We start from the raw sequence: 26,976 nt of genomic DNA on the forward strand, positions 1-26,976 counted from the left end.
CTCCAAATGCTGAACCATCACTGGCATACCAAATAGCAGGCAATTGGCTAATGGCTTGGTAATGACGTTGCTCAATTTGTTGCGTCCGCCAGCCGCTGGGGGCTTGGGGATCAGCTAGCAGCGTTTCAGTGCTCAGGTTCATAGACCCTGGGGTCAGTGACCCTGAGGTCAGAGACCCGTCACCAGCAATAAAAGTGGCCGTTAGGTATTGCCAGGGGTGGTGCCTTTCAGCTTCTGCCCATTGGGTCTCGGTCCATTGGGTCTTGGCCCTGTGGGTCTTGGCCCTATGGGCCTGAGTTAATGGTTCACGCCAGGTGATTGATGTTGGTAGTGCATGGTTAGCGGGGAGATGCCAATTRAGAAGATCAGCACGTTCTAGTAGCAATARRCGCGGTAAGGAAARCCGATCRCCATTACGTAATGCCTGCTGCCGATCGCCTTCGCTGGGCCATAGGTGTGCAGGAGGGATTACAGCAATTAAGGCAGCACCATCTCTAAGCACTAATAAATCTGCTCGTTCTAAAAACACACCCAGATCAGTGCCGCAACCATCCACATCAGTAATTACTGATTGCAGAGAAGCAGGTAATTGATGCCAGTGACTAGAAGCAAGCATCCCAGCAAACGTGCGCAAGGCATCACGAAAAAAACCTGATGGCAAGGCTGCATCAATACGCCTTTTGTATGCCGAATCAGGTTCCCGCTCCCCACGGGGCAGGTAATACTGCTTCTGGTTATTAAGTAAATCCCAACAATCGTGCACTAACTGCAAACGCGGCAGGATTGCTAAAAGGCTTGGATGAATTGAAACCGGAATTTTGTGGGGAGAATCAAAAGGGATGTGCAAGCAGGATCAGCAGGTACCTGCTATTGCCGGTGGGTTGTAGCAAGAACGCTTGAAATATCTAATAAGCAGTGAATTAGCCTGATACCAGAAATATAGCTGTTTTATTAATTCTAAAAAATGATTAGCAACTGTTGTATTAATATACATTAACAAGGCGAGAATCTGAAAGTTTTTACTTATTTCCTTCCGGCGCAAGGTTTTCCGCAAAAACTGCTAATCTTGTCTTTGATAATTTATTTTGATACTGTTAATGTGCCCCATCGTCGTTGTAATTTCATGAAGATGGAGTACGTTGGGTTTTCTAAAGGTACTCACTCCAGTAAAAACTTTATTTTTCCACGAAAACAGTTAAATATTTAATCATTGAAAACCCCATAGATTAGCGCCCTTTCTTCATCTGTAATCTCTTCCTCATAATAGCCCGCGTCATGCAATTCCTCCTCGCTGAGTTCAAGCACCCCCTCTGCTTCGCTCTCAAAAATAGCCACATAACCCCCCTCTGCTAACCGCTCTGCCCTCTCCTGATACTCTGGCTCTAGATCATCAAAACGCAGTACCCCAAGCACCCCTGAATCCTGCGGCCACCCTGAAGCACTCGCATCTCCCGTCAAAAAATCAATGCGTTTTTTTTCCCTGTATAAATATCCGCTGTTATAAAATTGTTGTGACCAAACAGGCCAAACGTAATCTTGGTACTCGTCATCTGAAATCACCCAGCAAATGTCGCCTATGTAGAACTTGGTCATAGTTATACGGCTCCCCGGAAACTTTCCTGATCCGTGACACTTTTGCTGAAACCCTTGCAATTCAAATTACAGCTAGTCAGCACTTGTTCTATATCCTCGCTGGTCCATTTTTCTTCAAGGTGACTTTGCCAATCTTCTAATAAGTCTTCATCAATCTGCTCACATTTTAAGCGACTCGAAATCGATCCTTTGATTTCATTGTTTACATAATCAGACTCGAGTAATTTTCTGATTATATCGGGAACCCAGAGGTCCTGTAAAGGCCTCCATTCGCAAAATATTTCAACAAGAATTTTTGAGGATGGGATATTAACTAACTCTTCGGGCATCATCTCGCCATCGTAGTAACCGCCGGACCCCATTGAATCTACCAAATCAGAAAGAAATATTTCTTGTTCAGGAGTTAGTGATTTTATCGATTTACGTCTAAGTTGCTCGAAAAGGGGTTTTTCATAGAGAGTTGCAAGAGGTATCAGGCTTGATACTAATAACCATTCAACTCCTCCATCAATGCATGTATTCTGCCACTTATCGAAGCTGATTTGTTCCTTGAATTTTTGGCTATTGGTGTGAAGTGCTTTTTCCCAGAGTTTCTGATAAGCTGAATCAAAACCCAGGCTGTACGGCAGATCTACTCCAAAGAGTGATGCTGTTGATTGGTAATTGGATTGAGTGGCCGTCATTGCCAGCTCAATACTTATTTGTTTGAAGAATTCAAGAAGCTCATCTTCTGTTTTCCACTCTCTTTCGAGTATTACGCTCATCGCCCTGTCTGGATCAAGGTTCTCATTGTCGAGGTCGTGCAGCGCTCCCTCTAGCCATTCGAGTGCTTCTGCGCAGGTGAGAGTCTGAGATAGTGTTGTTGTGTCCATGATGCGGATAGCAGATAAAGGGGGCACATCTTTTCCAAAAACGGGGGATCACCGTTTTTAGTATGCAGCAAGTTTAGGGTCAAACTTCTCGGAATAAAAATGGTTTTTAATTAGGCTTTCCTGTGCTTTCACAAGTAGTTCGTATGCCTCCGTCCAGTCGTCCTCTGGCCTGTCTGGGCGAAAGCTCAATATAGTTCTTCTAATCAGCTCAATAACTTGCCCGGCTTGATCTCTTTCTTCTATTGAGTTAAGACGCATAGATTATACCCGAGGCACGGATGAAATTATATTATAGTTCCCTGGGGATGAAAGTCGATTTTTTTTCAATACGACACAGCACTAGATCTTTTTTGTGCTGACTTATTGCCGGTGTTCACGTGGCAATAATTTTGCAGAGCTGATTGATCTGCTCCGCCTCATCCACCGTTTTAGCGATGCCAGTTGCCAGGCCCGGTGATCCCACCACGATCGAGAGGCACTGGGCCCGGCTAATAGCCACGTTGAGTCGGTTGGGCTCCAGGAGAAAACCCAATCCGCGGGGTGCAGCATCGCCATCGCTTGCCGTTAGCGAATGAATGGCGACAGGGGCTTCCTGGCCCTGGAACTTGTCCACCGTGCCGACCCGGGCTTTGCCTTGGAGCCGCTGTTGCAGACGGTTGACCTGAACGTTGTACGGGGCGGTCACCAAAATGTCATTGAGGCCGAGGACTCCCTGGTCTAGGCCGCCTGCTTCTGCGCGGATGTATCGGCTACCAAGCAGGTCATCGACGATCTGGGTGATCCGCTCAATCTCTGGTTCACTGCAAACGCTGCAGCCGCTGTGGGCCACTGGATCAAACACCAGCCCTTGGCTGGGCAACTCTTTACTGCCCGCGGTTAAGCAGGGGTGGCGCCATTGGATCCCATTGATCTGGTTTGCCGGATGGGCCCGCAGGCGTCCGTCATAAAAAAGCTCCGAAACCATTGCTGTAAGAGTCGGTTCCATCCGCCAGCTGGTGGCTAGGAACACGCCCCGATCCGCTGGCACCACATGGGCGCCCTGCATCAAATACTCCAAGCAGGACAGCCCGGAATCCCCTGGATGATCGGCCTGAGTGGGCTGGGCCAGCTGCTGCTGAYCGCCCACCAGCAGGATCGTTTTGGCGCACCGCGCCATCACCAGCAGGTTTGCCAGCGACATTTGCCCTGCCTCGTCGATCACCAGCAGGTCGAACTGCTCGGAGAGCTCATCTCGGCAGAACATCCAGGTGGTGCCACCCACCACAGCCATCCCCTCCCCGAGCTTTGCTGGTGCCACAAGGGGGATACCGCGTTCGGCAAGGGGAGAGCCGCTAGGCCCTCCACCGGCCTCCGTTCCATAAATTGCTGCATGGCAGTGGGGATTGGCGGCTTGCCTTTTAGCCATTGATTGGCCTGCTCCAGTAAGCTCTCCCGCAGCTTCTCGCTGATGTCAGCTGGCACCTTGATCAGTGAAGTCGCCCCCTTGGGGATGCCCTCGGGCAGGCCATTGGCCTGACGTTGATCGCGCTTACTCCAGGGGTACTTGAGCGTGACGTGGCCCAGCTCAGCATCGATGGAGTCAACGGCCAACTTGAGGCCCGTTTCAGGGATCTCCATGCTCAGGCCGCTGTCCCCTTGGTCTGCGTGCAGCTTGAGGGGCTGACTTGGATCAAAGCCAAAGGTGTGAAAGTCGGCTCCAGTGCGCTTGCTTTCGCGGGGTTGCACACTCCGCCACTGGGCAGCTGCAATGGCCTCGCCGTCATCGACGAGCTCCGTTGGGCTGAGTTGGGCTTTATTGCGCCGATCGAAGTAGGCCCACCAGGCCACCTTGGCTTCTCGGTGGTGGAACGGAAGCAGCTGGGCAACAAGGCGCTGCACCCGCCAGCTCAAGCCCCGTGGCCCGAATTGCTCCTGGGCAGTGAGCAGCCCGTCACTGGCATTGGCAGACGGATCGCTCTGCAGAGGTTCAGGGATTTCCGCAATCAGCTGGCTGGCTAGAACCTCCAAAGGAGAAGGCTCTTTGTTTGGTGTTTCATCGAGCAGCTGCTCCAGCGGCTCTTCTGGCAGGCCTTGCTCCTTGCGCAGCTGCCGCAGCCAGTCGTGCAGAAACACCGTCGAATTGCAGTCCTCGCGGTTGTAGTTCTCAATCTCGAGCAGCTGGGGGCTGCCCTTTGGCAAAACCCCTGGAAGAGGCGGCTCATCCGAGCCCATCCAGTTGAGATAAGCCACCACTGAGTCACCAGCATTGGTCACCTCGGCTTCCCTCCGCTCCATGTAGAGGTGCTCAACCTTCTTGATCGAGTAGCTGGGTTCGCCCAACACAATGGAGCTGGTCACAATTGGCAGCAGGTCAACAAGTAGGCCAGAGCGCAACCATTCATCAATCACCGCTTCTCGCGTGGAGTACTGCTGCGCCAGGCGCCGCATCGCAGTCTTCTCGTAGCTGGCGTAGTGGTAGACGTGCAGCCGTGGATAGCGCACACGCCGCTGCTCCACCCAATCAACCCAGTCTTCAAAGGCCTTCTTCTCCTGCTGGGGGTCATGGGCCCACCAGGGTTTGAACAAGGGTTCGCCGTCTGGTGTGTCTCGATGGCAAACACCAAAGAGGTATTCGAGCTTGGTTGCAGCCACCGAATCTTGGAAGCCTTCCATGTCGAACCAGAGATCCCCAGGATCTGCCGCCGGTAGTGCTGTTAGTCCTTTGCCTTGAACCACGGGCCGCACCCTGTAGGCGGGCCGGCCATTGGCATCAACAGGGGTGAGCTGAAGTTCGGCCTGCTGCTGCAACTCATGTAGCGCTTCTGAATTCAAGCCCGCAATGGCAGTACCCCCCTTCAGGGTGGCCAGGGCCTCGATGGTGTTCACCCCTGCGGCCTTGAGCTTGAGACGTTGGGTTTGGCGCATGCCAGCCACCAGCATCAAATCGCGGTTGGCCTCCAGGCGTTGTTCAATGAAAACTGTCCAGCTGATGTGATCCCCCGGACTGTCCTCGGGTATTGCGGCGGGATCAAAGGCCTGGCGGAAGTCCCGATAGCGGCTGCGCAGGAGTTGATACCAAGCCCAGAATTGATCGGTGGCATAGCTCTTGAAACGCCCGCCACCGAGATAGAGCTCAAAGCGATCGGGCCTCTGACCCAACAGTGGTGTCAGCAGCTCGCAGTAGGCCGACGCCTGTACCAGGAAGGTGGTTTTGGGCTTGGAGGAGAGCTTGCACTCAATCGGGATATAGCTCCAGGCACCAAACGCCGAGGGTTGCTCAATCCGGCGCAGCAGGTCAGCGGAGCCGCGCATCTCGTCGTTGCAGAGCGAAGCCTGGTGGATGAAGTCAAACCCCTCAGCCATCGCCGCTTTGGTGGCCTCGTAATCACTGGCGTTCTGTTTTCCCGGTAAACGCGCAATCCGATGTCCTTGGTCCTCCAGCTTCGTGAGCAGAACTTGCTCATGGCGCAGACCATCAGCAAACAGCTGCTGATCCAAAGCGCTGACCTCAGGCTTGGTGCCCTCAAACAGCCCACAAGCTTCCAGCTCTTCCCACCAGGCGCCGATGACCGGGCTGCGGGAGAAGAGGGAGAGCTTGCTGGGGGTGATCAAAAGGTTGCAGTTCATCAGCCCAGATCCACGTTTCCAAGCATGTTGCGAGCATGCATCAGCCGATCAGCATCCACACTCCAGCGAGTGATCAACTGATGGCTCGCCTCGGGATTGCCATGAAGGTCGTGTACTACTGCTTGATGGAGCGCCTCAAGTCGGCTGATCAGAGCCAGTGCAATTTGTTGGTCCTCCCACGGACTAGTTGACAGCAGCATGATGTGCTCTAGGAGCTCCTTAACCTTGCCGCTCTCAATTTCCATGCTGACAACCGGCGCAAAGCTGGAGGGTTGCCTTTCCTGAATCGCCAGCAGTTGCTGGATTGTCTCAGGGACTGTGCTGTCAACAGATGGATGCGTTTTTTCTGAATTCAGCACAGGAATCTCCTGATTCCCCTGCAGGGTATTGAAACTGGTATCGAAACCAGGCTTGCCGTCCTCCATCTTGCGGCCACGTCGAAAAGGATTGAAGAAAGACAGCATCGGATTTCTGGGTTAGTGAGCCAACGATCGCGTCTCTCACCGCATCAGCGCCTGATTTCGTGCGAATAACGACCTCAGCCGCAGCCCACCCGTTCTTCGCACGTGTGATGCATCCATCCTCGGCAGCTCAAGGCAGGGTACTTGGGTGAATGGACTGAAGAACGATGCAAATCCAATCCTTAGATCTCCCTCAACGCAAGGAGCGTTACTGCCATGTCACATGGCTGGCCCCCTATCTCGCAGGTGAACGCCACTGCCTGTTCAACCTGCATCAGCAGGTGAATCACTGCACGCCAGGCTCTTCAGGCGTGCCTGGTGACTGGGTCACCAAGCATGAGCGTCTGCTGCAGGCTGTGGCTCAGATCCATCGCGAGGAAGGCCGGATCGTTCATTTGGAACAGGAAAACACGCTGCGTGTCCGCAGTCGGACTGGCATCACCGTTCATGGCCAGTGTGACGTGGTGGTGAGCGAAACCCCCGACCAGCCGGGGATCATCGCCGATGCCAAAACCGGTCGCCCCCGCGGGAAGGACCGCGCCCAAGTCCTAACCTATATGGCTCTGGCACCGCATGCTTCCGCTCTGGGGGGGGTGCATCGGCCGCCAATGGGCGAGCTGGTTTATGCCAGTGATGGACGAGTTGAAATTGCAGCAGCGGAAGCCGGTCCGGCATTCCAAAAGCAGCTGGCTGAACTGTTGCAAATCTCTGCTGGTCCAGTGCCGGCAGCCTCACCATCCGCCAATGAGTGCCGGTTCTGCCGGCTCGCGGAGATCTGCCCGCACGCCGTCACCGAATCACCCACTGAAGATGCAGTGGGGTGGCTGTAAGGGGGGCCGGTTCTTCGCACGAACCGAGCTGTATCCCCCATCAATTCACACACACTGAGCACACACCACCGCAAAGCCCCCCCATGACCCGTGAACGCGACCCCTATCGGATCCCACGCGCCGGCTGGGAAATCGCTCCCACCGCCGGGCTGGCGGCCATTGACCTCAATGGCAACCACGGAGCCTTCACAAGCACGGAATTCATCGGTGAGCACACCGTTGGCGGGATGTTGGTGTACGCCGCCTACCAGGCGCTCTTGACGGGGCTACGCACTGAGGCGATGCGTAAGCGAGGCGAGATTGATCGCAATGGCCAGGTGCATGCGATTGCCGCAAGTGTCTGGGAAACCACCAAGCAAGGAGCCGCTGTCAGTGCGGTGCTCAGTGTTGTGCTGCTCGTCTTTCCTTGGCTGGGCTTTCCGCTGAGCCTGCTTGGAATCGTGGGACTTGGTAAAGCTTCCTTTGACTTGGCTCATGCCTTCTGGGATGGGCTCAGCGAGGAACAACGCTCCGATCTGCACCGAGCGGCCTTTGAAGCAGGGGTGAACCTGAGCCAGTTGCTTGCCGGTTCCGGCACGGCCAGCCAAGCGGCATGAACCGGGCGTTTGCCATTGGGATCACCTCAGCCTTCATCACACGGCTGCGCGAGCAGTCTCTGGATCCGAGCGTTGTGGCCGTGCTCAAAGAGCGGCTCGTAGCGCATGGAGCCGAACTGCAGGGTCAGTTGCCTGAGCTTCTGCTCCGAAGCAGTAGCCCCGAGGGGGCAATCCGCAGCTGGTTATCCGATAAGGATCTCAGCCACTGGATCCCTCAATCCCAAGGAGGATCAGCGCTGCAAGGCTGGCAGTTTGAATCCGCCAGCTGGAATCGAAGCCGCGGCGGCGAACCGATGAGTGCCGTTGATGTGGGACGGGCACATATCGATGGAGGCATCGATGCGGTTGCTGCTCCAGGTGTGGCCACAGACATTGCTGGTCACTGCCTAGAGGCCGCTGTTCTGGGGGCATTGATAGCGATCGCTTGGGAGCTGCTACGAAACCGGGAATCTTGGAGGCAAGCGAGACCAGTCGAGCGTCAAGAAAGGCTTATGTACGCCCTGAAGAGCGCTGGTTTAGCCGCGATCAGCRGGGCCTCACTATCAATTGCTKTCAGTATGGCTTTGGCCTTGGTTCCCGGCGCGCAAATCTGGCTTGCTACCGGAGCCATTTGCTGTACGGCAAAGGCATTACCTGGCAATGGTGACAGTGCATTTGATCTGAGGGCTTTTTCCAAGCAAAGATTTACTGCGATCCCAGAGAGAATCAATTAGAGAATTTTCCGATCATCTTCATGCTCCAAGAGAAGATTAAAGTGGGCAATCTCCAAAAATTACAACATAGGCAAAGCATCAACAGGCAACGACACACCCTCAGGAGCTACGATCTGAAGATATTGACCGCTAATTCGCCAGGCTTAGATACGCCTCAGGTTGAACCAGCCTCTTGAGGAGCGGCCAGGTCGAGCATGGGAATTATGCATCAGGCGAATAAATAGACTCATGGGCAGGACGGCGATCGGTTCAATACAATGAATAGGGTGCCTTGACGACCCACCCAGGCAGTGAACCACATCAACAACCCGCTCCTAGGGAGGCAAATTGGCGAAGTTTACAAGTGGCTCTGCTTCTTGAACTACATATGCTTAAAATCAGATAAAAGCTTCGCCAACAGACTCGACGATATCCAATACGTTCTGGAGGCCGTTTCCTCCAATAAGGATCGAGATATCAGCGAAACAGCAGTATGGTGGGAAAGGTACTACGAAAACGAGGACTGCAACGAGTTCGGCGTCAACCTAATCAAGAACATCAGAAAGGCGGGAAGAGAAAGTCGCTTAAGTATCGCCGCACACAAATGGAAGTCACTTTCATTCTACTTCGCAGAGTTTAGGGGGTTGGCCATTTCACTTCGCTCTGCAAGGGACTCAGCTGAACACCAGGTATCTCAAGGTGAAAACGAAGATCTATTCATGAGCCTTTATGCAGCAGTCGCGCTAAGGATATTCGAAATTAGCAAGCTACTGGGTCCCTTGGTCGAGGAGATTGCCTTATCAAATCCCGATGAAGTTACCAGATTCGGCCTCCGGATTGTTACAGCATCAGAGTCCGAGCTTCAAAAGTACAAAGAGCTCTCTCAGCTAGTACTAGCACCCGTTAGCCCATCATTACCATCGAATTACACGCGCGAGGATAGTAGCGAAAGCTCTGCCAGCATAATCACAGACCTCCTTGACGAAAGCGAAGGTCGCATCCTTGAGCAATTTGAGGCATTAAGGGAGGAGATTTTAGTTGGCGTTGATCGAAGTCGGCAAGAGATCATCGACGTCATGACTCATTTGACATCAAGCCAACAAAAACCTGCCTCGCGAGCCTCCGACGGAGACGGCAAATTGCATGATAGCTTAAATACATTAAAAGAAACACCGCTCAACCGAGATCACTTATTTAGCGAGCTTCTTAAGCTAAGAGAGAAAATCTATTCAACCATGACATCTAAATTCGATGGGTTTGAGCATTGGCACAACATCCTTCAAAAGCCAATCATCGCGGAGATATGCCGATCAGGCTGTCGGAACTACGATGAAGTGAAGGAGCTACCAGGATTCAAGACGCGCATTATCCAAGGCAACAACGGCTTTGCCCTGAATGAACAGGAGCAAGCATATACCCAGTCTATCAATAAAATCCTAAGCCGCTTGCAATGAGTCTGGCCGCCAAGCATCCGTTGAGTCTTAGTGGCTACTGGCGTGAAGGCCAGTCAATTGTTTCGCCCGCGATGAGACCTCATCAACAACAGACTGGGGAGACTCAATCACAACATCGGCGCCGTAGCCAAACAACCAACGCCGAAAGTCCACATCCCGAGCCACCGTCCACGGCGGCAGGTCGATCTCGATCGGGAACGGGTGAGCATCGCCCTCGATCGGCTTTAGAACAACCGGTGCCTTGGCTGGCTGGCGCCAGCGATCGCCGGAGAGGGGCTTGGACAGACGCATCTGACTGAGCGGGTAACGCTGCAGCCCCTCACGCAGAAAGCGGTAGACCCGAAGCGTGCACCGAAAACGCACGGTGGTTAACAAAGCTCTCAGTTCCTCAGGGCTGGCCTCGCAGAGCTGCTCCTGGGAAGCAGCGTCATCACCGAAGTAAATACCACCGCTGAGCTCCATCAGCCGTGCAAGACGCCGCACTGCGTCAGCCCGTTGCTCCGGCGTACGGCGAAAGCCGCTGTCCACCTGCCGTAGAGCGAGCCGATCCAGCCGTTCAGTACGGATCAAGCCGTGGTCGCGCCCCACGGCATCCCTCTCGTAAGCGAGGTACCAACCGATGTTGTGAAACAGCAGCTGAAGGGCCACACGCTAATCGGCTCCTTCGGTTCCTCTCCGTGATTGGCGGCATCGGAGAAGCGCTCCAATACCACCCGTTGACCGGCCGTGATCGCTGCTTCGAGCCGTTCCGCCTGTTGGGGCACCGCCAATGCAGCCGTGCGGGTGAAGGGCTGCTCATCGGCCGCGGCCATGGCCCTGGCGATCACGCCACCCGCCCCCGCCTCTGCCAGCAAAGTAGACGCCTCTCCCCTCAGGCGCACCTGCCCGATCTGCTGAGCCGCACTACGTGCGTCGCGAGCAGGTCCTGATCCTGGCTGCCAATCAGCAGCGGGTGCTCGGTCCCCAGGCTGAGGTGTGGGTGCTCTGAGCATCGACTGTGGGCTTGGGCTTCCTTGATCAATGGATGGCTCCCTCCCCAGCGAACGGAACACGGGTGCATGCCGCCCCCGGTTCATCAGCGAGGCGGCTCACCGCAACATCCTCACGGCTCAAGTGGCCTTTAGACGCTGTTCACCCAGTTCTCGCTACCGGCCACTTCCGATCGCTCCTCAAAATAGATTGCGAAGGAGACCGAAGCATCATGACCGAAGGGTAGGAATTTTTGAATTATTGCCTCAAGACAAAACACGAACGATGTTCATTTCTCAGTCGGCAGCCAACAAGCAGGATACGAACTCACCGCGACCCAGCTGATCGCCTCCAAAAACAAATAGCTTTACAAATTCAAGGTCATCAGCCGAAGGGTCTCCAGCATGCATTACGCAGTTTCGGTAATCTCTGAGCTGGCACAGTCTGCTAACGAAGTCATAAGAAAACATTTGCCTAAAGTCAATTGGAAGCTGATATGCAGCATCCCTAAGCATTCGAATGTATGGATTTGATTGATTACCGGAGTAAGCCATTGTTTTGATAAGTGAAATAATATCACCCAGTGTTGGCTGTCTTTGAGTTCGATCAAGCAAATAAGACGAAGCGTTCTGGGCCCATTTCCAAGTAACGCATTCGCTCGGGTCTACTAGCGAGGCCAGCGGCAAGAAGAAATACTGTCTAAGCAGATACTCAGAGAATCTTGATACCAATAAGGAATAACTTGCGCAGTTATTAGTGGAGCCCTGGATTTCAACAATACCCTCCAAGTACTTTTTCCCTTGCGTATCGAGGTGACAAGTCCATTCAGGAAGCGGCACAGGCAAAGCCCTTTCGTCCTGACGCCTGGAGAGAATCTCGACTAACTGAAACAGATCATCAACTTGGCTTATATAGAATTGCCCATACGCTTCCTCAAGATTCTGAATGACTTCTTTGCATTCAGCAATCCTCGATTCGTGAGCAAGGCTCATAATCAGCCTTCGCAAAAGCCTTATATTGCCCGGTGCATTGCGGTGAAGGTTCAGCAAATAATCTGATGCCGAAGCCAACCCACATGACGCATCTAAAACCTTAATGTAAATATCAGTAACCCAGTAGCTTGATGGATCCAAGCCAATTGCATGCCGAGCGTGTTCGCTGGCTTGTTCAATACTTTCATTGTTTAAGCAATAAAGCGAGGCCAAGGATGGCTTGAATGCTGATGGCAGGCACAGTGGAAATGAATAACCATTAATATCCCCCTCGAATTCATCGAGTTGACTCAGCTCTGCCATTGCAGCGTCTAGATCATCGGACGAGAGCAATGCAAATGACTTGGCAAGACGCGGCGGTGGTTGGTCATTCATGCCAAGTACAGTCTCAATTGCTTCCTGAGTTCTTCCTTGCATGCTTAGCGCAATAGATGTAATGATACGCCAGTCACCATCAAGATCAATATCCCATTGGCTGATCGCCTCAATAAGAGCGGAAAGCTTTTCATATTGCGACATTGAAAGATAGAGATTGGCAAGACCTTTATAAATCTCATCGCCAACTCGTTCGCCAATCAGTGTTAGATCAGCAGATGCTTCCCTGATTTCACTTCGCAACTGCTTGATATCGATAAAGTCGTCACCACGGATGAGGATACTTTCCCATAGGGAGCATGCTTCATCATGAAATCCCTGATCGTACTTAATTTGAGAAGATAATATTGTTTTCTCGTCTGAGTCGCTTATTTGATTTAGGGCTTTCAGGAATTCACCGTAAAGATCTCTTCTGTTTTGCCGTTTAGCCAGAGCAAAGCCATTCTCTATGGGCATTAAGAAAGTCTCGTCTTCGGACAATGCTTTTATATAGAATTCAAGAGCGTGCTGTGGATCTGATTTTGAAAGTAGATTTGCGGTAATGGTATTTTTGCGCGTGCATAGCCCAGAGGCATGCTTTAAGGCTTCTAACGCCTCTTCGTGCAAGCCCATCGCATCGAGGGATACAGGTATATTCCAGCTGGCATTTTCATAGCCAGGAAATGTTTGAAGTTCTTGCCAGCACTTGAGAGAATATTGATGATGTCCTGCATTGCCACATTTGATCCCCAGTTCATTGATAAAGTCCGGATACCGGTAACACTTCGAAGGATCTTCTTCGCCGAAACCATCTTCTTTAAATGCCTCCCGGATCTCCCATGCTTTAACCAAAAATACAGCCGCATCCCTACTACCAAGAATTGGCAGTAGCTCGTCGTACATGACCATCAGGCCAAATGGATCTGTGATCATTATCATCGCTTCGATTAGATTCTCGTGAATGAGAATGCTTTCTGAACCCAGGCTAGATACTATTTTCTTCTTGTGTTTGAACATCAACCCCTTCGCCTTGATCACATCTCCATTGGTAAGCAAAGAGACCACATAGTTCAAGATAGTCTTTGGATTCTTTGGGTCAAGCTCCAGGGCCTTTTCCCTGCAGTCCAATTCATCACGAATTGCCATTCCAAGATCGGCAATGGCATTGCCAAGATTATTGTAAAAGTTTCCAGATGTTATTGGAGCACCACTATTGCGGAATGCGTGCAAATAGTTATATGCTTCTCTTGGCCTTCCACCCTCTAGCAGAAGATCTGCAATATTTGTAAATGCCAACTCACAGGCAGGATTCTTTTCGATGCATCTTCTGTAGGCTTCAAGCGAAAGCACTCTTTTGCCCAGCTTCTTGTAAGCTAGACCCATATATAGATGGGGAGTAAAGGTTGTATCGAGGTACTCGATGGACTCAGTGCACGCATCAATTGTCCTATTGAGGCTTGAAAGGCCTGAGTACTCAATGTGACATAGCAGATCGAGAAGTTCCTTGACTTGCTCACGGGGCAACTCTGTATCTAGTGCCTGGTCAATCATTAGGCGAATAGCCTTGGCTTGATCTGCTAGATTGAACTGAAATATTTCGTCTAGGCTAAACTTTGATATCTTGGTGCGTGTCTTTAACGCTGCTGGTATTTCAGGGCTGGCCTGCAATAGGTTGAGTGTCTCGATGTCCGATTCATGAGGATTTTCACCAAGAAGGCTCACGGCCGTTTGAAACGCATTGATTGCCCGATCTCGATTGTTAGTGGCAATTTCAGTTATTCCAAGGAAGGCCCAGGCGTCACGCGAGTAAGCATCGGCTTTGGTCGCATCTAAAAAATATTTCTTTGCCTGCACAATGCTTCCCCTTTCAAGATGAATCCAGCCAAGGTCTATCAAGCAAGCTGGATAAGGTTTATCGAGCAATGCCCCCTCTAGCAGGCACTCTTCTCCGGAAATAATCTGTGCTTCATCTTTATCAAGAAGCCCGTTAATCACCTGGTATTCGCCGAGCTGCCACCATTCAAGTCCGCTACGATTGCTCGGTTTTTTATTGCGTATTCGAGCAATCGCTGAGTCCCGAACATTTCTCGGTGGATATGATCGCGCATGAGTACCCTGCTTGCTACCCGCGTCTGCTGATGCTGGCGTGACTGAGGCCCCAGTCGCAGCTTGCGAATAGAGCTTATTCTTTCGTTTTTTCCCCATCTTAGTCTGTACTTTTTACTTTTTAGCAAGCTCAACTGCTTGCAGCAAACATAGCTGATTCTATTTACTGTAGGCCAGCTAAAGCTAGCTCCTGTCGCTGAGGTCGAGCACGGTCCAGGTGGTTTCCCAGACCGGCCCACAGGCCATGCCACAGGTGGTGATCTCAAAGGCCACCCAGCCAGGTTGTTCAACCCCCTCCAGAAATGCCGCTACATCGAGATCCACTTCTTCGGTATCCACCTGGTTGATGTAGGCGTCCCAGGCTTCCTGCAGCTCAGGGGCCAGGTTGAGCGGTTCGGACGGCACTTCCTGGTGCCATCCCCCACGGAACGTTTCGGCTTCAATGCCGCCCTCCTCCGCGTAAACCGCCTTGCCGGTGACAGGGCAGAAGAAATTCCAGTGGCCGTGCTCGAGCTTGATCAGTTGCATGGTGCATTCAGGTGCTGGAGGAATTGTGGGGCGATCGGGCTGATCTGCGCATCCGTTTCATGCGAACGACCAAGCCGTCGATCGATGCCCGCCTCCCGGCGCCCATCGTCCCTGCGGCCATCAACCCCTTGTATTTCGTCGCTGCCGCGCCCCCTGAGCAGCCATCCACTGACGGCTGCGGCCCGGGCGGCGGCTGAGGTTGAAGGTGTCCCAGCACACCACCTTCTGCTGGGGATCACGGTCCCGCAGCTCCGCTTCAAACTCGGCCATCACTCCCCGATCCAGCCCCCAGCGCCAAAGCGGGTGGCGCACGATCACCCAGGGTTTGCTGATCGGATTACTCGTGCTCAGGCGGAAGGCCACCAGGTCGTTGCGGCTGCTGGATTGCACCAGATCCTCTCGGGGATCGCCGCCCCAGAGGCGGAGGTTGAGCCGTGCCACCTGCTGGGCCTGCTCCGGCCAGTCGCGCAGTGGCGCCCAGCTGAAATCGCCATCAAGGCCGCAGTTCCACTGCGGTTGCACGAAGGCCCGTAGCTAACAGAGTGCTAGCCGCCAATCAAGCAGGCCATGGACGGTCTGGTTCTCATAGGTCTTCAGGCAGCTGTAGCAGCTGTCCTGGCACTCATGGCGGTGTTGGTCATCGCTCCAGGCCAGTGCTTCAGGGGTGTCTTCGTGCCTGCCCGAATCGCTGCCTGCCGTGCCGAGGCACTGGCGGATGTGCTCCAGGATCGGCGGCACTCCCTGACGGTCATCGCCCAACCAGGCACTGAAGCCCGCTCCATTCACATGGGCATCGACGATCTGGATCAGCGGGAGCCGCTGACCATCCATCGCAAACGGCCGTGGCTCCACCGCTTCCAGCGAACGGTGGTCCACGTCGAGCTCTCGCGTGGAGCGTCCAATCAGCAGCTGAGCCGCAGAGATTGCCGCTGCCCGCACGCCCTGCCAGTAGTTGGTGCCATCTGGGCCACTGGCTGGCGCTCGCTGCGCGTGCGGGTGAGGGGCGGCGCATTGAGCCGCACCAACACATTCAGGCGCCAGCCCCCTTGGCTGATGGCCGGGCGCTCAGGGTAGGTGCTCAGAACGGTGATCGATCGACTGGTGTCCATGGCTCAACTCCTCAGGTGGTCTGCAACCACTGTTTCCTGCGCGGCGGGTATCCGGAGCTGTTCTCCTGCTGCCCGGTGTCAACTACGTAGGCGGGCGCGTTGCCTCGCGAGCTTTGTTACCCGTTTAATTGTCGCCATGCATCCTGCGAAGAACGACTGAGGCATTCAGCCCACCCCCCTGTATCAGCAGAGAAGTCCGCTCGTATTAAAGAAACCACCATGGGGTGCAACTAATGAACAATGAGACCGATTTACGACGCCAAATTTCGTGGTGAAATTCGCAAACGGATGAGTACGGCTAGCTGTTAAACAATTACTTAATTTTCAAGGGCTACAGGTATTAGCCGACAAACGCTTTATAGCTGGAGGCACCTATGGAAACGAGAAGGGGAATTAGTGCCTGCCAGCTGATCTAGGTGCCTATTGCTGAGAAAGAGGGCTTTACCCCCAACAACTTGCTCGATGGCGCCAAGCAGCAGAGTACGCAAATGGATTAGATGCACCAAGCATGGCGGATCGGAACTACAGAGAAAGGAAAAGGCACTTTGGTTTAGCAGTACACGCAGACCAGCGAATCTGTTGATATTTGCGAGATAAGACATAACACCTATGAAGAAGCGAAAAGAAGGCACCCCAAGCGCTGGAGTAGATATATGAAAAACTGGCAACAACCAGAGATTGTAAAAATWAATCATCCAAGTCCGATAAAATCAATCGAGGGTTGATAAATTACTAAGCTATCTTGCATGAGATAAAGAAAATAGCTAACCAGTAAATGATTATAAGAAATAATTCATTAATTGTCTATTCACGTGGATATCGCTGTGCCATGGGCAGGAAGCAGTTTATATTCAACTTGTTGCCTCGCACGGCATCACAGGCGGACAACTTTGCTGATAGATACCGCCACCCCGCCACAGACTGAGAGGAAGCTGCGTCATGCCGCTGTGTTGCTGAACTTCTTCGATGTCAACACAGCGACGGGAGAGCGCAGTGTTGAACTGCAGGTGGGTGACTATCCCCTGCTGGGACTACAGACCGATCTGTTGGTGGTCTCAGCCTTTTCCGGGCATTACACCCCGGTTAGGCGCACACTCTTGGGCCACTTGCATGAGGCCTACGGCTTGAAGCTTTCCGATCTGGAGATTGCTCTTGATTTGCGCTCTAGCCCGCTCAAGACCTGGGTGAGTGTACCGATGGTTTAGGAGGCGAATGCACCCCCGAGCCGATTTACGCGCATCGCTGGAGTGGAGGGAGCGATTGAGTGGCAAAAAGGTGATCTGGTGCCCTGGCCACCGTTTAACCGTTTGTTCTCTCTGCTTGCGCTCCTGCCGATGCGCGGGATTGCTTGCTCAACTGTGGCCTCACCTTTGCTGGGTAGTGGCAACCAGGGCATTGATGCGCTCTCCCCACATGCCGGAGCTCCTCGAAGCACGCTGAAATGACTTATTTCAAATATCTTTCATGCAAAACTCAAGTTCTTTTATCCACCGTGCAATGGCAGAACGCGAACGAACTCGCCAAGAAAACCTCCTAAGACGAAGCCTAAATGATTTAGTCAATTAACACCTACATGGTCTTTCATTGCTTGTGCATCGAACGGCCACCGACAAGTCCGGCAAGTTTCTGGCATAATGAACTCCGATCGACATTTCGCTGCCTCAAAGAGAGATGCTTGATGTCAAACTGGAATACGATAAAAAACGGCTTTTCAATGCGGCATCCGCCATTGTGCTTATCACGGGGGCGCGAGAATCGATAAGGCCAATTCCTCGATACACCTTGGATCGCTGGAGTAATGCAACTGTTGCAGAGATAGAGGATGTCCTATGCCACAAGACGAGGGTAGCCTATGCGACCCGAATTGATATCGCCTTTTTGCATGCAAGCAGCTGCGCAAGCAAGGCTATTGAATTTAGTGCGCACGGTGAATACCTCGCCTCAATTACCAGCCTGGTAGACGCGATCTTTTACACTGCAAAAGACAATACAATCAGCCAAGGCGCCAACCATGCAAGCGCTCTAGCGGCTCGTGAATTACTTGCTTTGCAACGTCATCCACGCCGAAACTTGATTCGGGCAGAGCTACGCAGAATCATCGACAACATTCAAAATGACTCAGGTGATGCATTTATCCAAGAGGCCCTAGGCCTTAGCTGGGATAGCTTTAATAATCATCTCTTGGCCCTTCGAAAAGGGATAGCACCGTTAAATACAGTCGATGATACAAGCAGTGAAGATCCGATCATGCTATCAGTGAGCGTGGCTGATGTTCTTATTTCAGGGCCAGCGCGATTGTCAGATAGCGGCCCACTAGATTATGACACTTCTGACAGAGATCTTAGGGTCTCCAGGGTGAATCTTTGTCAATTCCGAGGATCCCCTGGGAATTTATCCCTAGACCTATCTCCCAAGGGCCGTCCATTATCAGCGATTATTCTTGGGGACAATGGCTCTGGAAAGTCTACAATCGCTGATTCTATCGAATTTGCGCTTCAAGGAAGGATTGGAAGATCAATCGCTTTTGATAGTCCCCTTGCCCCTTCAGCGAAATCCTTCGCAACGGCTGATCTTGCAGAGGTGACTGTTACGCTTAACAATGACACAACTATATCCCGAAGGCTTGAGAGCAAGCCGAGTGGCCGATTAGGCGTTGATAATGAGCATGTTCGACCAGGTTTTCGACTGGCACCAATAAGCCTCAAGAGACAAGATATTCTGCGATTTCTCGATACTGGGGCAATGGCTAGAGGCCATGTCTTTTTTGACTATTTTCCTGTTAATGCTTCTGAGATGGCGATAAGGCCAGAAGAATTGAAGGCTCGCCTTGATGACGAAGAATATGAGCTTAGAGTTCTTAGAACTCATATTAGCGAGGCATTGGGCACCGAGCTTGATGCCGAACCACAAGAGCTTGCGAACAGAGACAAGCTCGAGGCAATCATAAAGAATCGAGTTCTTAATGGGCAGAGCATTGCACAGGCTAAAAGAGATGGTCTCTGGGATCTGGTTCCTGAGTCGATTCGAGAAAATATTACAAGGCTTATGCAAGCGCAAAAGAGGCTACGTGCAATCAAAAACGAGAGGAATCGAGATCTAATGACCAAGAATCCCGTTCTTTATCGGGCACAAGTAGCGATACTCGGCGAAGCACTAGAGGGGATTGGCGAGCTTCTTACATCAGCCTTTATGGAAATTACATGCGCCTCTCATGTGTCACGAATTGATGTTATATTTGGCGGTCCCTCTGGCCCTGTTGCTCTAGATATAATTGTCGAACTTTCTTCGGGCAAGCGATGCTTTCCGCAGCAAATCTTTTCAGAGGGATACCGAGATCTGCTAGCCATCCTCTTTTTTCTTGCTGTTGCTAAACGAGCATCCGAGAAAGGTCAAGCTCGAGTACTTATTCTCGACGATGTCTTTCAAAGCGTCGATTCGGGTATACGAAGTGGTACCGTTGAATATATTCTTAGAGAGTTCATTGATTGGCAACTCATATTTACTGTCCACGACCGTCTATGGTTTGAGCAACTTACTGCAGCACTMAGGCGACATCAGCATCCATTCGTTCAGTTAGAGCTAAAACGCTGGAGGTTCGACACTGGAATAGTTGCATCTAGTCCAGGTGATTTCAGATCCAACCTCAACCACCAATTATCAAATGGTGATCCTTCGGGAATATGCGGGGCTGCGGGGCTGCTCCTTGAACAAGCCAGCGATCAGCTTTCGTGGAGACTCGGAACTTCTATTAAGCGTGCGAAGGCTGACAAGTATACCCTCGGAGCTCTTTGGCCAGGGGTAGCAAAAGAGCTTCGCCGAGTAGGACTAAGTAAGGTCGTCGACCGAATCGACAGACTTTATGTCCTCAGAAACCTTGCGGGTGCTCACTTCAATGAGTGGGCGGGCGCACTCTCACGGGAAGAGGCAGAGAACTTTGGGGAAGCAGTACTTGAATTAGTCAAGTCATCCTGGTGCTCAACGTGCAATGACTGGATATCAAGACAAGGGGCGACTGCAAGATGCCAGTGTGGGGCGCTGATGGATCCAGGCTCCACTGGAAGAACAAAAAACCTTTGATCTAGGAATGCTTTTCTGCATCGGCCTATCGCGAAGCCTTTCGCCATCTGCCCGATCTTTAGCGTTTGATTATTTTCGACACCGATCGCCATCTCAGTGTTCTGGGCAGGGCCATCGATTCCACGCTGGCGCGCGTGGATGCGAAGGACCTGCGGAATCCCCTGTCCTCAGACTTGCCTGGGCTAAAGCAGTTGAACGATTTGCTACGGAATCGCGTTGATCCAAGAAATTTGCATTCCAGCGCAATGGCACATGACCTGGGCGAGCTTCTGGAGATTCTGCGGGCCAAGCAGATCGCCCCCATCGCCTTGGGCATTCATGCCCGCCGGGTGGTGGAGAAATTGGTGCTTCACAGCCTACGTGATGATCCGGATCAACATCGTTTAAACCTCAATCACGGCATCCGCCTTCTGGCCCAGCGCGGTGCCGACCGCTGGCTGATCAGCTGCCTGCATCAGGTGCGCTGCTTCGGCAACTGGATGGGACACCCATCGACAGATGACGCCCCGCGGCCGGTGCAGCTGCACGACGTGCTCGCCATGCTCAGCGCCTTGCAGCGGGTGTTAGAGGACTACCCCTGGTGAGGGGTGATCCGGTCAATCGTGCGCATCAGAGCCAGTTCCATCGGATCCAGCGTGCCAGCCAGGGCAACAGAAACCGATTCGTCTGAGCAAGCTCTGACAAGCCTCGCCATTGATCCCATCGTGGCCATGAACATGCGCGAGGCAGCAAGCATGTGCGGAGGAGGGGCCGAGGTAGGTGGATGGGGTGCACTGACCGATGGCGTTGTTCGCAGGTAACTCCGTTACATCCCATGGTGTTCGCTGAAGCATGGGTGCACCGCATGAGGCACGACCCATGAACTCCCTCGCCCTCCAATCGCTCCATGGCCAGATCCTCCGCTTCACCGGTGTGATCGATCGTTTTGGCGGCTTCCCCCAGTCGGGGCGAGTCATCCAGACCCTCTGCGTTCGCGAACTGCGTCTCGCCAGCACAGACCAGCCGGTGACCCCCGACCACTGGTGGTTTCGCCTTCGGGAAGACTGGGCCCAGGCCGGTATCGAGCCCGGTGACACCGTGCTGTTCACGGCCAAGGTGCAGCGCTGCACCAAAGGCTGGGATCAACCCATCGCGCTTGACGGTGGTGCGAGATATCGGCGACAGCAGGTGGTGGGTTTGGGTGGTCGCATCCGTGATGTGGTGGTCACCCACCGCGCCCAGCGCCACAGTGTGGTGGTGAGCGAGCTACAAGAGCAGGTACGCAGCCAGGCACTGTTGCTCGCAGACGCGGAAGCCCAGGCCAGGCGGCTTGAGATCCACCGGGATGCGCTGCTTCAGGACGTACGGGAACTTCAGGAGCGGCTGCACCTGGTCACCACCCGCTGCAGGATCCTGGACCCAGCCACTACCCGATCCCTTCCGCCAAAGACAAGACGGGCCTCGGATGGGCGCCGGCGCCATTCGTTCTTCGCACGTGAGGCGATGCAAAATGGAGCGGGGTTCGCAAGCCTTGGCCGATGAAGGCACCCGTCCGCTGCCACCTGCTGATCGGCCCTCCCGCCAGCGGTAAGACCACCCTGGCCCAGAAGCTGGCGCCCCTGCTCACCGAACCAGGTGAGCCACCTGCTCTGGTGCTGTCCACTGATCGCATAAGGGCTGAGGTGTTTGGCGATGCGGCGGTGCAGGGACCCTGGCCCGACATCCGCGAACGGTTGCTGGAAGAGTTGCGGCAGGAGGTGCGCGCCGGCCGACCGGTGATCCTCGACGCCACCCATGCGCGCCGACCCTGGCGGTTAGCGTTCACCCAGGCGTTGGAACTGCCGGCACCGGTGGAGTGGATCGGCTGGTGGCTGCACACTCCACCAGCCCAGTGCCTTGCCTGGAACCAGACCCGGCAGCGGAAGGTGCCGGAGCCGGTGATCCGCGAGATGGCCGCGGCGCTCAGCCACAAGACCTTCGGCCCGTCCCGAGCCGAGGGCTTCGCGGCGGTGGTGGGACTCGATCCCAGCAAGGATTCCGTGGATGCGTCATTTCTGCAGAACCAGCTGAATGCTGTCGATAAACGCATCCGCAACGCCGTCAACAAGGAGCTGGGCAGGAGGAACGGCAAAGAGTTGCACGCCTACTCCCGTCTGCTGGATCTCGAGCGGCTGCTGTATCTGATTCGCCTGCTGAGCTGCTTTCCTGAACTGGAGGCCAGCGACGAAGCCACCCGGGAACAGCTGGAGGCGATTGTGAGCCCACTGCCGGAAGGAAGCTTGGCCGAGAGAGCCGCGGTGTACCTGCGCAGCTGGAACGAGATCCAGGGTGGGTTCGGCGAGTGCTACGCCGACCCTGCAGCCATCGAGCGTGATCTCAACTGGCTGGAGACCAATGGCTTTCTGCGAACGAAGGAATCCAGTCGCTCGTCGATCGAGCCAGGTCCCTTCCAGGCCAAACCATCGGACCCTGTGCATGGCGGCTACCCCGCACACGGGGATCTCCCCATCTTCCAGCGGGTGTTCACTTTGCTGCGCCACATCCTTCTTGAGCCCTTTGACGCCCACACCGAGGGGGAGCGCCCAGCAAAGWACTCATCAGGGCCCAAGTCCCAGAAGCTACCCACGCACCTAATCCAGCAACTGGCGGAGATCCCTGGCAGCTACATGCCCGGAGAGCAGGACACCTTGCAGCAGGATGTGCGCCATCTGCTCACGCCCTACGGCTTCCGGGAACAAAACGACAACGCCCGCCACGGCTACGCCATCGGCAATGCGGTGCTCTCCGGCCCCCAGCTGCTGGAGGTGTACAGCTGGCTGCGGGAGACCGGCGAGCGCCTGGCCGATCCTTCCCATCAGCAGCTCCTGGAGGGCCTGCGCCGCCGGTTGAGCTGGGGTGGGCTACTCAAGCAAACCAACCAGAGGCTGCTCTTGCGCGCCGTGGTGAACCGCTCGATCGTGCACCCTCGCGCCGGCAGCCTGGCTGCAGACAACAACGGCAGCCGGATCGACACGGCGATCGTGGAGCACCGCCGCGTTCAACTGGAGCGTATTCAGCGGGCGTCGTCGCACCCCAACAGCCCCGACGGCATCCTCACCATCTGGCCGCTGCAGGTGCTGTTCCACAACATCGCCTGGTACCTGGCCTATGAGGAATGGCATCCCGGCCAGGGACACGGTCTCATCCGCACCGAACGGCTCGATCGCCTCAAATGGATCCGGGAGGACGGCAGTTTCCGTCGCGACGAGGACGCCCATTTCCAGGCACTGGATCGGCTGGAGCGGCTGCTGCAGGTGTGCGGCGGCATTTTCTTTGGAGAGGATCTCGAGGCCCAGCTCGACCTGGCCAGCCCCACCCCAGCCCGTCAGAAAAGGCAGCTCACCAACACCCTGCGCTTCTCCTGCCAGGACTGGAGCTTCGCCTTCATCCGTGAAGCCTCGCAGAAATTCCCAGCCAGCCAGATCCGCTACTCCAAGCCAATCACCTCGACTGCAGGCTGGAAGGTCGACAAGCTGCATTGCCTGCAACCCAACCCCGCCGGCGACACCCATCCCTTCCCCGTCGAAATCGACCTGCCGATCTGGACACTGCAGCAGGACCGGGATCTCCAGGGCTGGTTGTTCCGCTTTGGAGCTGGCATCCGAATTGAGAAGCCAGAAAGCTTATGCAATCTGCACCGCAAGATCGCCCAGGAGGTGTTGGGCGTTTATGTGAAGTCGACTTAATCCCGAGCACCCCTCAGATTCCGTAGGGGTCAGAAGCCGTACTCCTGGAGCCTCTCGCAGAAGTCCTGGAGCTCATCTGGCTCAATGGGGGCCTCACTGGCTTGGATGGCGGCCTCATCGATGTCGCCGGGGTCGCGAAACCACCCGCGCACCTTGCAGCAGAAGCTCTCCTGGCCCTGACACAACTCCTCGAAGCCGCCGATCCAGTCGATCTGCAGCAACCCCTTCAAAACGCTGTTGAACGTGGCGAGGCTCCTCAGCGGCTCGTCCTCAAAGGATTCCGCAATCGCTCGCAGACGATCCCTGAACCCAATCCACTCCTCTTCCTGCTCGAATGACATGTAGAGAGCAGGGCTGTAGTCCGTCAGGAAAGCCAGCAGCTCCTCGCGGGAATCGAACCACTGGAAGCAACCGGTTCCACCACCGATCGCGGGTGGTGCATCCCCCCACGAGAACAGACCCCAGGAATACGCTCGGGGGTCGCGCTCTGAGGTGGTCTGAGTCAGCGTGTTGGCTTGCTCGGTGAGCAACTCGGAGTTCCAGGACACGGATCAGGTGGTCGGCGTGAGGTTTGCATGCACCATGCCACCCGCCTGCCCCCTCTGCCAAGAAAGTTGACGCCTTTTTATTGAAATCACTTGGGGGCTTAATGGAGCAATTTAATGACTGCTTACAGCAACTCCATGCATCAGCAAATAATCCTTCTTTTATCGAAAAACCCGCGGGTTACAACCAGCGATAATTACAAATACTACAAGTTAATAGGTTTTATGTTCTAGTCAAAACTTTCTATCATCACGTCCTCGAAGTAAATCTATAACTCTTCCTCATCAGCAATCTGGTTCATTGCAACAACCCTTACGGCACATGCTTCTACGATTTCAGCCCAGCGAATGGGTGTAATGCCGAGCAGTTCAGGTATATTTTCCGCTCGTGTTCCTGCTCTTATCAGCTTTTGGCCCCTTACATGCAATTCACGCCAACGACCTGGAACTGTGATCAAAAATCCTTTATCACGCAGGTAATGGGTGATTTCTCCATTTACAAATGGCCTGGCATAWGCAATRAAATTAGATTTGCTATTATTTATYCTTTTATCATCATATCTTCTAGATGCTTTTATTAAACCAATTGCTGCTAACTGTTCAAGATCTTCTCTTGGATGACCAGTACGCCGGGCGTAATTAGCGGCTACTTTTGCAGCAAATGGTAAATGTTCAACAACTAATGCATCACATACCTGCAAGTCCGAACCAGGGGCTACGCGTTGCCGTGTCTGGCAGGGCCTAACAGCCAAACCAGAACCAGGGGTTACGCCAGGGGCTACAGGGCGGGCCCTTCCAGAAACCCGAAGCTCAGGAGAATCATGGGGCCTCGGTAAATGCCGACCCTTTGGGTCTCGGCCCTGTGGTTCACTGCCCTGTGGGTTTGTCATTGGTTTGACCGTTCAGTTTGGTGTTAGCGAGAAAACAGCAGTGGCAAGGGCGTGCCTCTRCTATTTGCGCGCCAGTATTTGTTTTGCAGCCAGATCACCCCTTGGCAAAAAGCATCTACTAAATCGTCATTKGCAGCATTAGGAAAACCWAGTAATTCATTTATTAATTCGTCATTACCAGGATTAAAAGCAAGCTGTCCTGCTTCCATTAGTGGTGCKGCTGCATGGGCGCGGCTTGATTTACTACCAACAGGCCGTATCGCAATCAAACCAGGTATTTGTCGTCGTAATARCTGGCAGACCGCTGGCCCATTAGCTGCATCTTCTATTAACACCGCATCAGGGCTTAAACCCTGTTCAGAAAGTAGCTGCAGAGTTTGAGTGAGATGTTTTAAAACTCCTGGCAGATCAAGGTGGTAATGAACACTTGATAGAACTTCAATTCTGTGCCCGGATGAATCTTGTTGGTTTTGCCCCTTTGGGACTGATGCAGCGGAAGGATGCAGCTGCATACCCTGTGCTTTTGCAGCCTGTGCCGGATGAATTGGTTTGGTTTCAGGAATGAGGCCAAGTAAAACAAAAGCGCAGTAGTCATTTTGGTGTCCACCTTTAAAACTCAAATCACAACTAAGCACTAAAGGCGCATACTTTGCCCCTGTGGGGCTTAGGCCTCGGGCCTCGGGCCTGTGGCCCTTTGGGTCTGTGTATTTAATCCATTGGCGTTGGAATAATTGGCCATCAGCCGGTGATGGCCTTTGTTGATAGAGCGCATTCCACCAATAAGTGCCAGCTCTTATACGTATTTGATTTAGTTCAGCTAGTGGGAAACGTTCAGGGCATAACGCTTCTCCTGGTTGTCGCCAATCAGTTTCCAAACTGCAAGAGGTTGGAAATAGGAGCTGTTTAGCTAACGGTTCAGCAATTGCGGGCAGATTTAATACATGCCACGCCTGCGGTGCGCTACCTGCCTCCTCTTGCATTAACCAGCCGATCAAATCATCTTGATGCCAACGGGTTAGCACCACCACCTGAGCAGCACTTACCCCATTGGGGCTGGCCCGATTAGTGCTTGTTACCCCTGGTGTAACTCCTGGTGTAGCCGCTGGTTCTGCGCGGGTAAGCCATACCGATTGGAACCATTCGATTAGTTTTTGGCGTTGGCTAGCAGAATTTGCATCTTCTGGCCCTTTATAGGGATCATCAATGATGCCTAGTGCATAACCTTTACCTGTAAATGGTCCACGCACACCAGCTGCAATGCAACCACCGCGTTCAGGTGTTAGCCAATTACCAACAGCGGTTGAATCTTTGGATAGGGGATAACCAACAGAACGGTAATAGTGCCGTGCTTCTCGGCTATGGGCATAGGCAAGTTCAGCCGAATAGGAAGCGATTGCGCAAAAACGATTGGGATAACGACTTACCCAATAGGCAGGAAATAATTTTGATACCAGTAATGATTTACCAGTTCTTGGTGGGATCGTAACGATCAAGCGATTGAGATCACCATCTGCTATTTGCTGCAGCAGCGCAATTAGTCGCTCAGCCCAGGTATGAAATGCATAATCAGGGTAAGCAGCAGCAATAAAATCATGAAA

General features: G+C 53.5%; 24 protein-coding genes and 2 pseudogenes. 10 read left to right on the forward strand and 16 right to left on the reverse strand.

The annotated features are described in order from the left end of the window. The 6 genes and pseudogenes from C7K08_RS07145 to C7K08_RS07170 form a co-directional block, all read right to left on the reverse strand. A pseudogene (locus C7K08_RS07145) lies at nucleotides 1-847 on the reverse strand (DUF4055 domain-containing protein); the annotation flags it as partial. A gap of 356 nt (nucleotides 848-1,203) precedes the next feature. Then, nucleotides 1,204-1,593 (reverse strand): hypothetical protein, encoded by a 390-nt coding sequence (locus C7K08_RS07150; RefSeq protein ID WP_106499956.1) that lies wholly within the window; start codon nucleotides 1,591-1,593, stop codon nucleotides 1,204-1,206. A 2-nt stretch (nucleotides 1,594-1,595) separates the two neighbouring features. After that, entirely contained in the window at nucleotides 1,596-2,465 is an 870-nt protein-coding gene (locus tag C7K08_RS07155; RefSeq protein ID WP_106499957.1) for a hypothetical protein, read from the reverse strand. A 373-nt stretch (nucleotides 2,466-2,838) separates the two neighbouring features. Next, nucleotides 2,839-3,762, reverse strand: coding sequence for a DEAD/DEAH box helicase (locus C7K08_RS16380; protein ID WP_241537124.1), 924 nt, complete (start codon nucleotides 3,760-3,762; stop codon nucleotides 2,839-2,841). Continuing rightward, complete coding sequence (locus C7K08_RS07165) at nucleotides 3,663-6,071, reverse strand: TM0106 family RecB-like putative nuclease (protein WP_241537125.1); 2,409 nt, start codon at nucleotides 6,069-6,071, stop codon at nucleotides 3,663-3,665. Before C7K08_RS07165 ends, C7K08_RS16380 begins: the two co-directional genes overlap by 100 nt. Further along, complete coding sequence (locus tag C7K08_RS07170; protein WP_106499959.1) at nucleotides 6,071-6,496, reverse strand: hypothetical protein; 426 nt, start codon at nucleotides 6,494-6,496, stop codon at nucleotides 6,071-6,073. Before C7K08_RS07170 ends, C7K08_RS07165 begins: the two co-directional genes overlap by 1 nt. Nucleotides 6,497-6,699: 203 nt before the next feature. Between C7K08_RS07170 and C7K08_RS07175 the strand changes: the two genes are divergently transcribed. The 4 genes from C7K08_RS07175 to C7K08_RS07190 all read left to right on the forward strand — a co-directional run bounded on the left by C7K08_RS07175 (nucleotide 6,700) and on the right by C7K08_RS07190 (nucleotide 10,104). Further along, nucleotides 6,700-7,362 (forward strand): PD-(D/E)XK nuclease family protein, encoded by a 663-nt coding sequence (locus C7K08_RS07175; protein ID WP_106499960.1) that lies wholly within the window; start codon nucleotides 6,700-6,702, stop codon nucleotides 7,360-7,362. A gap of 83 nt (nucleotides 7,363-7,445) precedes the next feature. Beyond that, nucleotides 7,446-7,958, forward strand: coding sequence for a hypothetical protein (locus C7K08_RS07180; RefSeq protein WP_106499961.1), 513 nt, complete (start codon nucleotides 7,446-7,448; stop codon nucleotides 7,956-7,958). Continuing rightward, a complete protein-coding gene (locus C7K08_RS07185) occupies nucleotides 7,955-8,671 on the forward strand; it encodes a hypothetical protein (protein ID WP_106499962.1) in 717 nt (238 codons plus the stop codon). The genes C7K08_RS07180 and C7K08_RS07185 overlap by 4 nt, the downstream gene beginning before the upstream one ends. A 290-nt stretch (nucleotides 8,672-8,961) precedes the next feature. Continuing rightward, nucleotides 8,962-10,104, forward strand: a complete 1,143-nt coding sequence (locus C7K08_RS07190) for a hypothetical protein (RefSeq protein WP_106499963.1) — start codon at nucleotides 8,962-8,964, stop codon at nucleotides 10,102-10,104. A gap of 27 nt (nucleotides 10,105-10,131) precedes the next feature. On the opposite strand, the gene C7K08_RS07195 is transcribed toward C7K08_RS07190, so the two are convergent. The 7 genes from C7K08_RS07195 to C7K08_RS07220 all read right to left on the reverse strand — a co-directional run bounded on the left by C7K08_RS07195 (nucleotide 10,132) and on the right by C7K08_RS07220 (nucleotide 16,162). After that, the gene (locus tag C7K08_RS07195) at nucleotides 10,132-10,752 is read right to left on the reverse strand and encodes a WCX domain-containing protein (RefSeq protein WP_106499964.1); all 621 of its coding nucleotides are present in this window, start codon (nucleotides 10,750-10,752) and stop codon (nucleotides 10,132-10,134) included. Then, nucleotides 10,671-11,096, reverse strand: coding sequence for a hypothetical protein (locus C7K08_RS15180; protein ID WP_161955832.1), 426 nt, complete (start codon nucleotides 11,094-11,096; stop codon nucleotides 10,671-10,673). Before C7K08_RS15180 ends, C7K08_RS07195 begins: the two co-directional genes overlap by 82 nt. A 273-nt stretch (nucleotides 11,097-11,369) precedes the next feature. After that, nucleotides 11,370-14,624, reverse strand: a complete 3,255-nt coding sequence (locus C7K08_RS07200) for a tetratricopeptide repeat protein (RefSeq protein ID WP_106499965.1) — start codon at nucleotides 14,622-14,624, stop codon at nucleotides 11,370-11,372. Nucleotides 14,625-14,708: 84 nt separating this feature from the next. Further along, a complete protein-coding gene (locus C7K08_RS07205) occupies nucleotides 14,709-15,053 on the reverse strand; it encodes a hypothetical protein (protein WP_106499966.1) in 345 nt (114 codons plus the stop codon). A 120-nt stretch (nucleotides 15,054-15,173) separates the two neighbouring features. Further along, the gene (locus C7K08_RS07210; protein WP_106499967.1) at nucleotides 15,174-15,575 is read right to left on the reverse strand and encodes a hypothetical protein; all 402 of its coding nucleotides are present in this window, start codon (nucleotides 15,573-15,575) and stop codon (nucleotides 15,174-15,176) included. A gap of 12 nt (nucleotides 15,576-15,587) precedes the next feature. After that, on the reverse strand, nucleotides 15,588-15,929 hold the full coding sequence (locus C7K08_RS07215) for a hypothetical protein (protein ID WP_106499968.1): 342 nt from the start codon (nucleotides 15,927-15,929) through the stop codon (nucleotides 15,588-15,590). A gap of 26 nt (nucleotides 15,930-15,955) precedes the next feature. Beyond that, the gene (locus tag C7K08_RS07220; protein WP_106499969.1) at nucleotides 15,956-16,162 is read right to left on the reverse strand and encodes a hypothetical protein; all 207 of its coding nucleotides are present in this window, start codon (nucleotides 16,160-16,162) and stop codon (nucleotides 15,956-15,958) included. Between the two features lie 333 nt (nucleotides 16,163-16,495). Here C7K08_RS07220 and C7K08_RS16845 point away from each other — a divergent pair. The 6 genes and pseudogenes from C7K08_RS16845 to C7K08_RS07255 all read left to right on the forward strand — a co-directional run. Then, a pseudogene (locus C7K08_RS16845) lies at nucleotides 16,496-16,573 on the forward strand (hypothetical protein); the annotation flags it as partial. Nucleotides 16,574-17,052: 479 nt separating this feature from the next. Next, nucleotides 17,053-17,367, forward strand: coding sequence for a hypothetical protein (locus C7K08_RS07230; RefSeq protein ID WP_106499971.1), 315 nt, complete (start codon nucleotides 17,053-17,055; stop codon nucleotides 17,365-17,367). A gap of 466 nt (nucleotides 17,368-17,833) precedes the next feature. Then, complete coding sequence (locus C7K08_RS07240; protein WP_106499973.1) at nucleotides 17,834-20,239, forward strand: AAA family ATPase; 2,406 nt, start codon at nucleotides 17,834-17,836, stop codon at nucleotides 20,237-20,239. A gap of 65 nt (nucleotides 20,240-20,304) precedes the next feature. After that, nucleotides 20,305-20,823, forward strand: coding sequence for a DUF4145 domain-containing protein (locus tag C7K08_RS07245; protein ID WP_106499974.1), 519 nt, complete (start codon nucleotides 20,305-20,307; stop codon nucleotides 20,821-20,823). A 274-nt stretch (nucleotides 20,824-21,097) separates the two neighbouring features. Further along, on the forward strand, nucleotides 21,098-21,760 hold the full coding sequence (locus tag C7K08_RS07250; protein WP_106499975.1) for a hypothetical protein: 663 nt from the start codon (nucleotides 21,098-21,100) through the stop codon (nucleotides 21,758-21,760). Next, on the forward strand, nucleotides 21,757-23,943 hold the full coding sequence (locus C7K08_RS07255) for an AAA family ATPase (protein WP_106499976.1): 2,187 nt from the start codon (nucleotides 21,757-21,759) through the stop codon (nucleotides 23,941-23,943). Before C7K08_RS07250 ends, C7K08_RS07255 begins: the two co-directional genes overlap by 4 nt. Nucleotides 23,944-23,972: 29 nt before the next feature. Here C7K08_RS07255 and C7K08_RS07260 read toward each other — a convergent pair whose 3' ends face one another. The 3 genes from C7K08_RS07260 to C7K08_RS07270 all read right to left on the reverse strand — a co-directional run. Beyond that, nucleotides 23,973-24,491, reverse strand: a complete 519-nt coding sequence (locus tag C7K08_RS07260; RefSeq protein ID WP_106499977.1) for a hypothetical protein — start codon at nucleotides 24,489-24,491, stop codon at nucleotides 23,973-23,975. 266 nt (nucleotides 24,492-24,757) lie between these two features. Next, nucleotides 24,758-25,189 (reverse strand): sigma factor, encoded by a 432-nt coding sequence (locus C7K08_RS07265; protein WP_161955833.1) that lies wholly within the window; start codon nucleotides 25,187-25,189, stop codon nucleotides 24,758-24,760. A gap of 212 nt (nucleotides 25,190-25,401) precedes the next feature. After that, nucleotides 25,402-26,976: phage terminase large subunit family protein (locus tag C7K08_RS07270; protein WP_106499979.1), on the reverse strand; the 1,575-nt coding region annotated here is incomplete at its 5' end.

The organism is Synechococcus lacustris str. Tous (assembly GCF_003011125.1).
In the GTDB taxonomy this organism is placed as follows: Bacteria; Cyanobacteriota; Cyanobacteriia; order PCC-6307; family Cyanobiaceae; genus Synechococcus_D; species Synechococcus_D lacustris.

Coding starts and splice junctions, on each gene's coding strand:
- C7K08_RS07200 (WP_106499965.1), bottom strand. CDS start 14,624: ATGGGGAAAAAACGAAAGAATAAGCTCTATTCGCAAGCTGCGACTGGG.
- C7K08_RS07220 (WP_106499969.1), bottom strand. CDS start 16,162: ATGGACACCAGTCGATCGATCACCGTTCTGAGCACCTACCCTGAGCGC.
- C7K08_RS07170 (WP_106499959.1), bottom strand. CDS start 6,496: ATGGAGGACGGCAAGCCTGGTTTCGATACCAGTTTCAATACCCTGCAG.
- C7K08_RS07155 (WP_106499957.1), bottom strand. CDS start 2,465: ATGGACACAACAACACTATCTCAGACTCTCACCTGCGCAGAAGCACTC.
- C7K08_RS15180 (WP_161955832.1), bottom strand. CDS start 11,096: ATGCTCAGAGCACCCACACCTCAGCCTGGGGACCGAGCACCCGCTGCT.
- C7K08_RS07165 (WP_241537125.1), bottom strand. CDS start 6,071: ATGAACTGCAACCTTTTGATCACCCCCAGCAAGCTCTCCCTCTTCTCC.
- C7K08_RS07180 (WP_106499961.1), top strand. CDS start 7,446: ATGACCCGTGAACGCGACCCCTATCGGATCCCACGCGCCGGCTGGGAA.
- C7K08_RS07150 (WP_106499956.1), bottom strand. CDS start 1,593: ATGACCAAGTTCTACATAGGCGACATTTGCTGGGTGATTTCAGATGAC.
- C7K08_RS07175 (WP_106499960.1), top strand. CDS start 6,700: ATGCAAATCCAATCCTTAGATCTCCCTCAACGCAAGGAGCGTTACTGC.
- C7K08_RS07250 (WP_106499975.1), top strand. CDS start 21,098: ATGAACTCCCTCGCCCTCCAATCGCTCCATGGCCAGATCCTCCGCTTC.
- C7K08_RS07205 (WP_106499966.1), bottom strand. CDS start 15,053: ATGCAACTGATCAAGCTCGAGCACGGCCACTGGAATTTCTTCTGCCCT.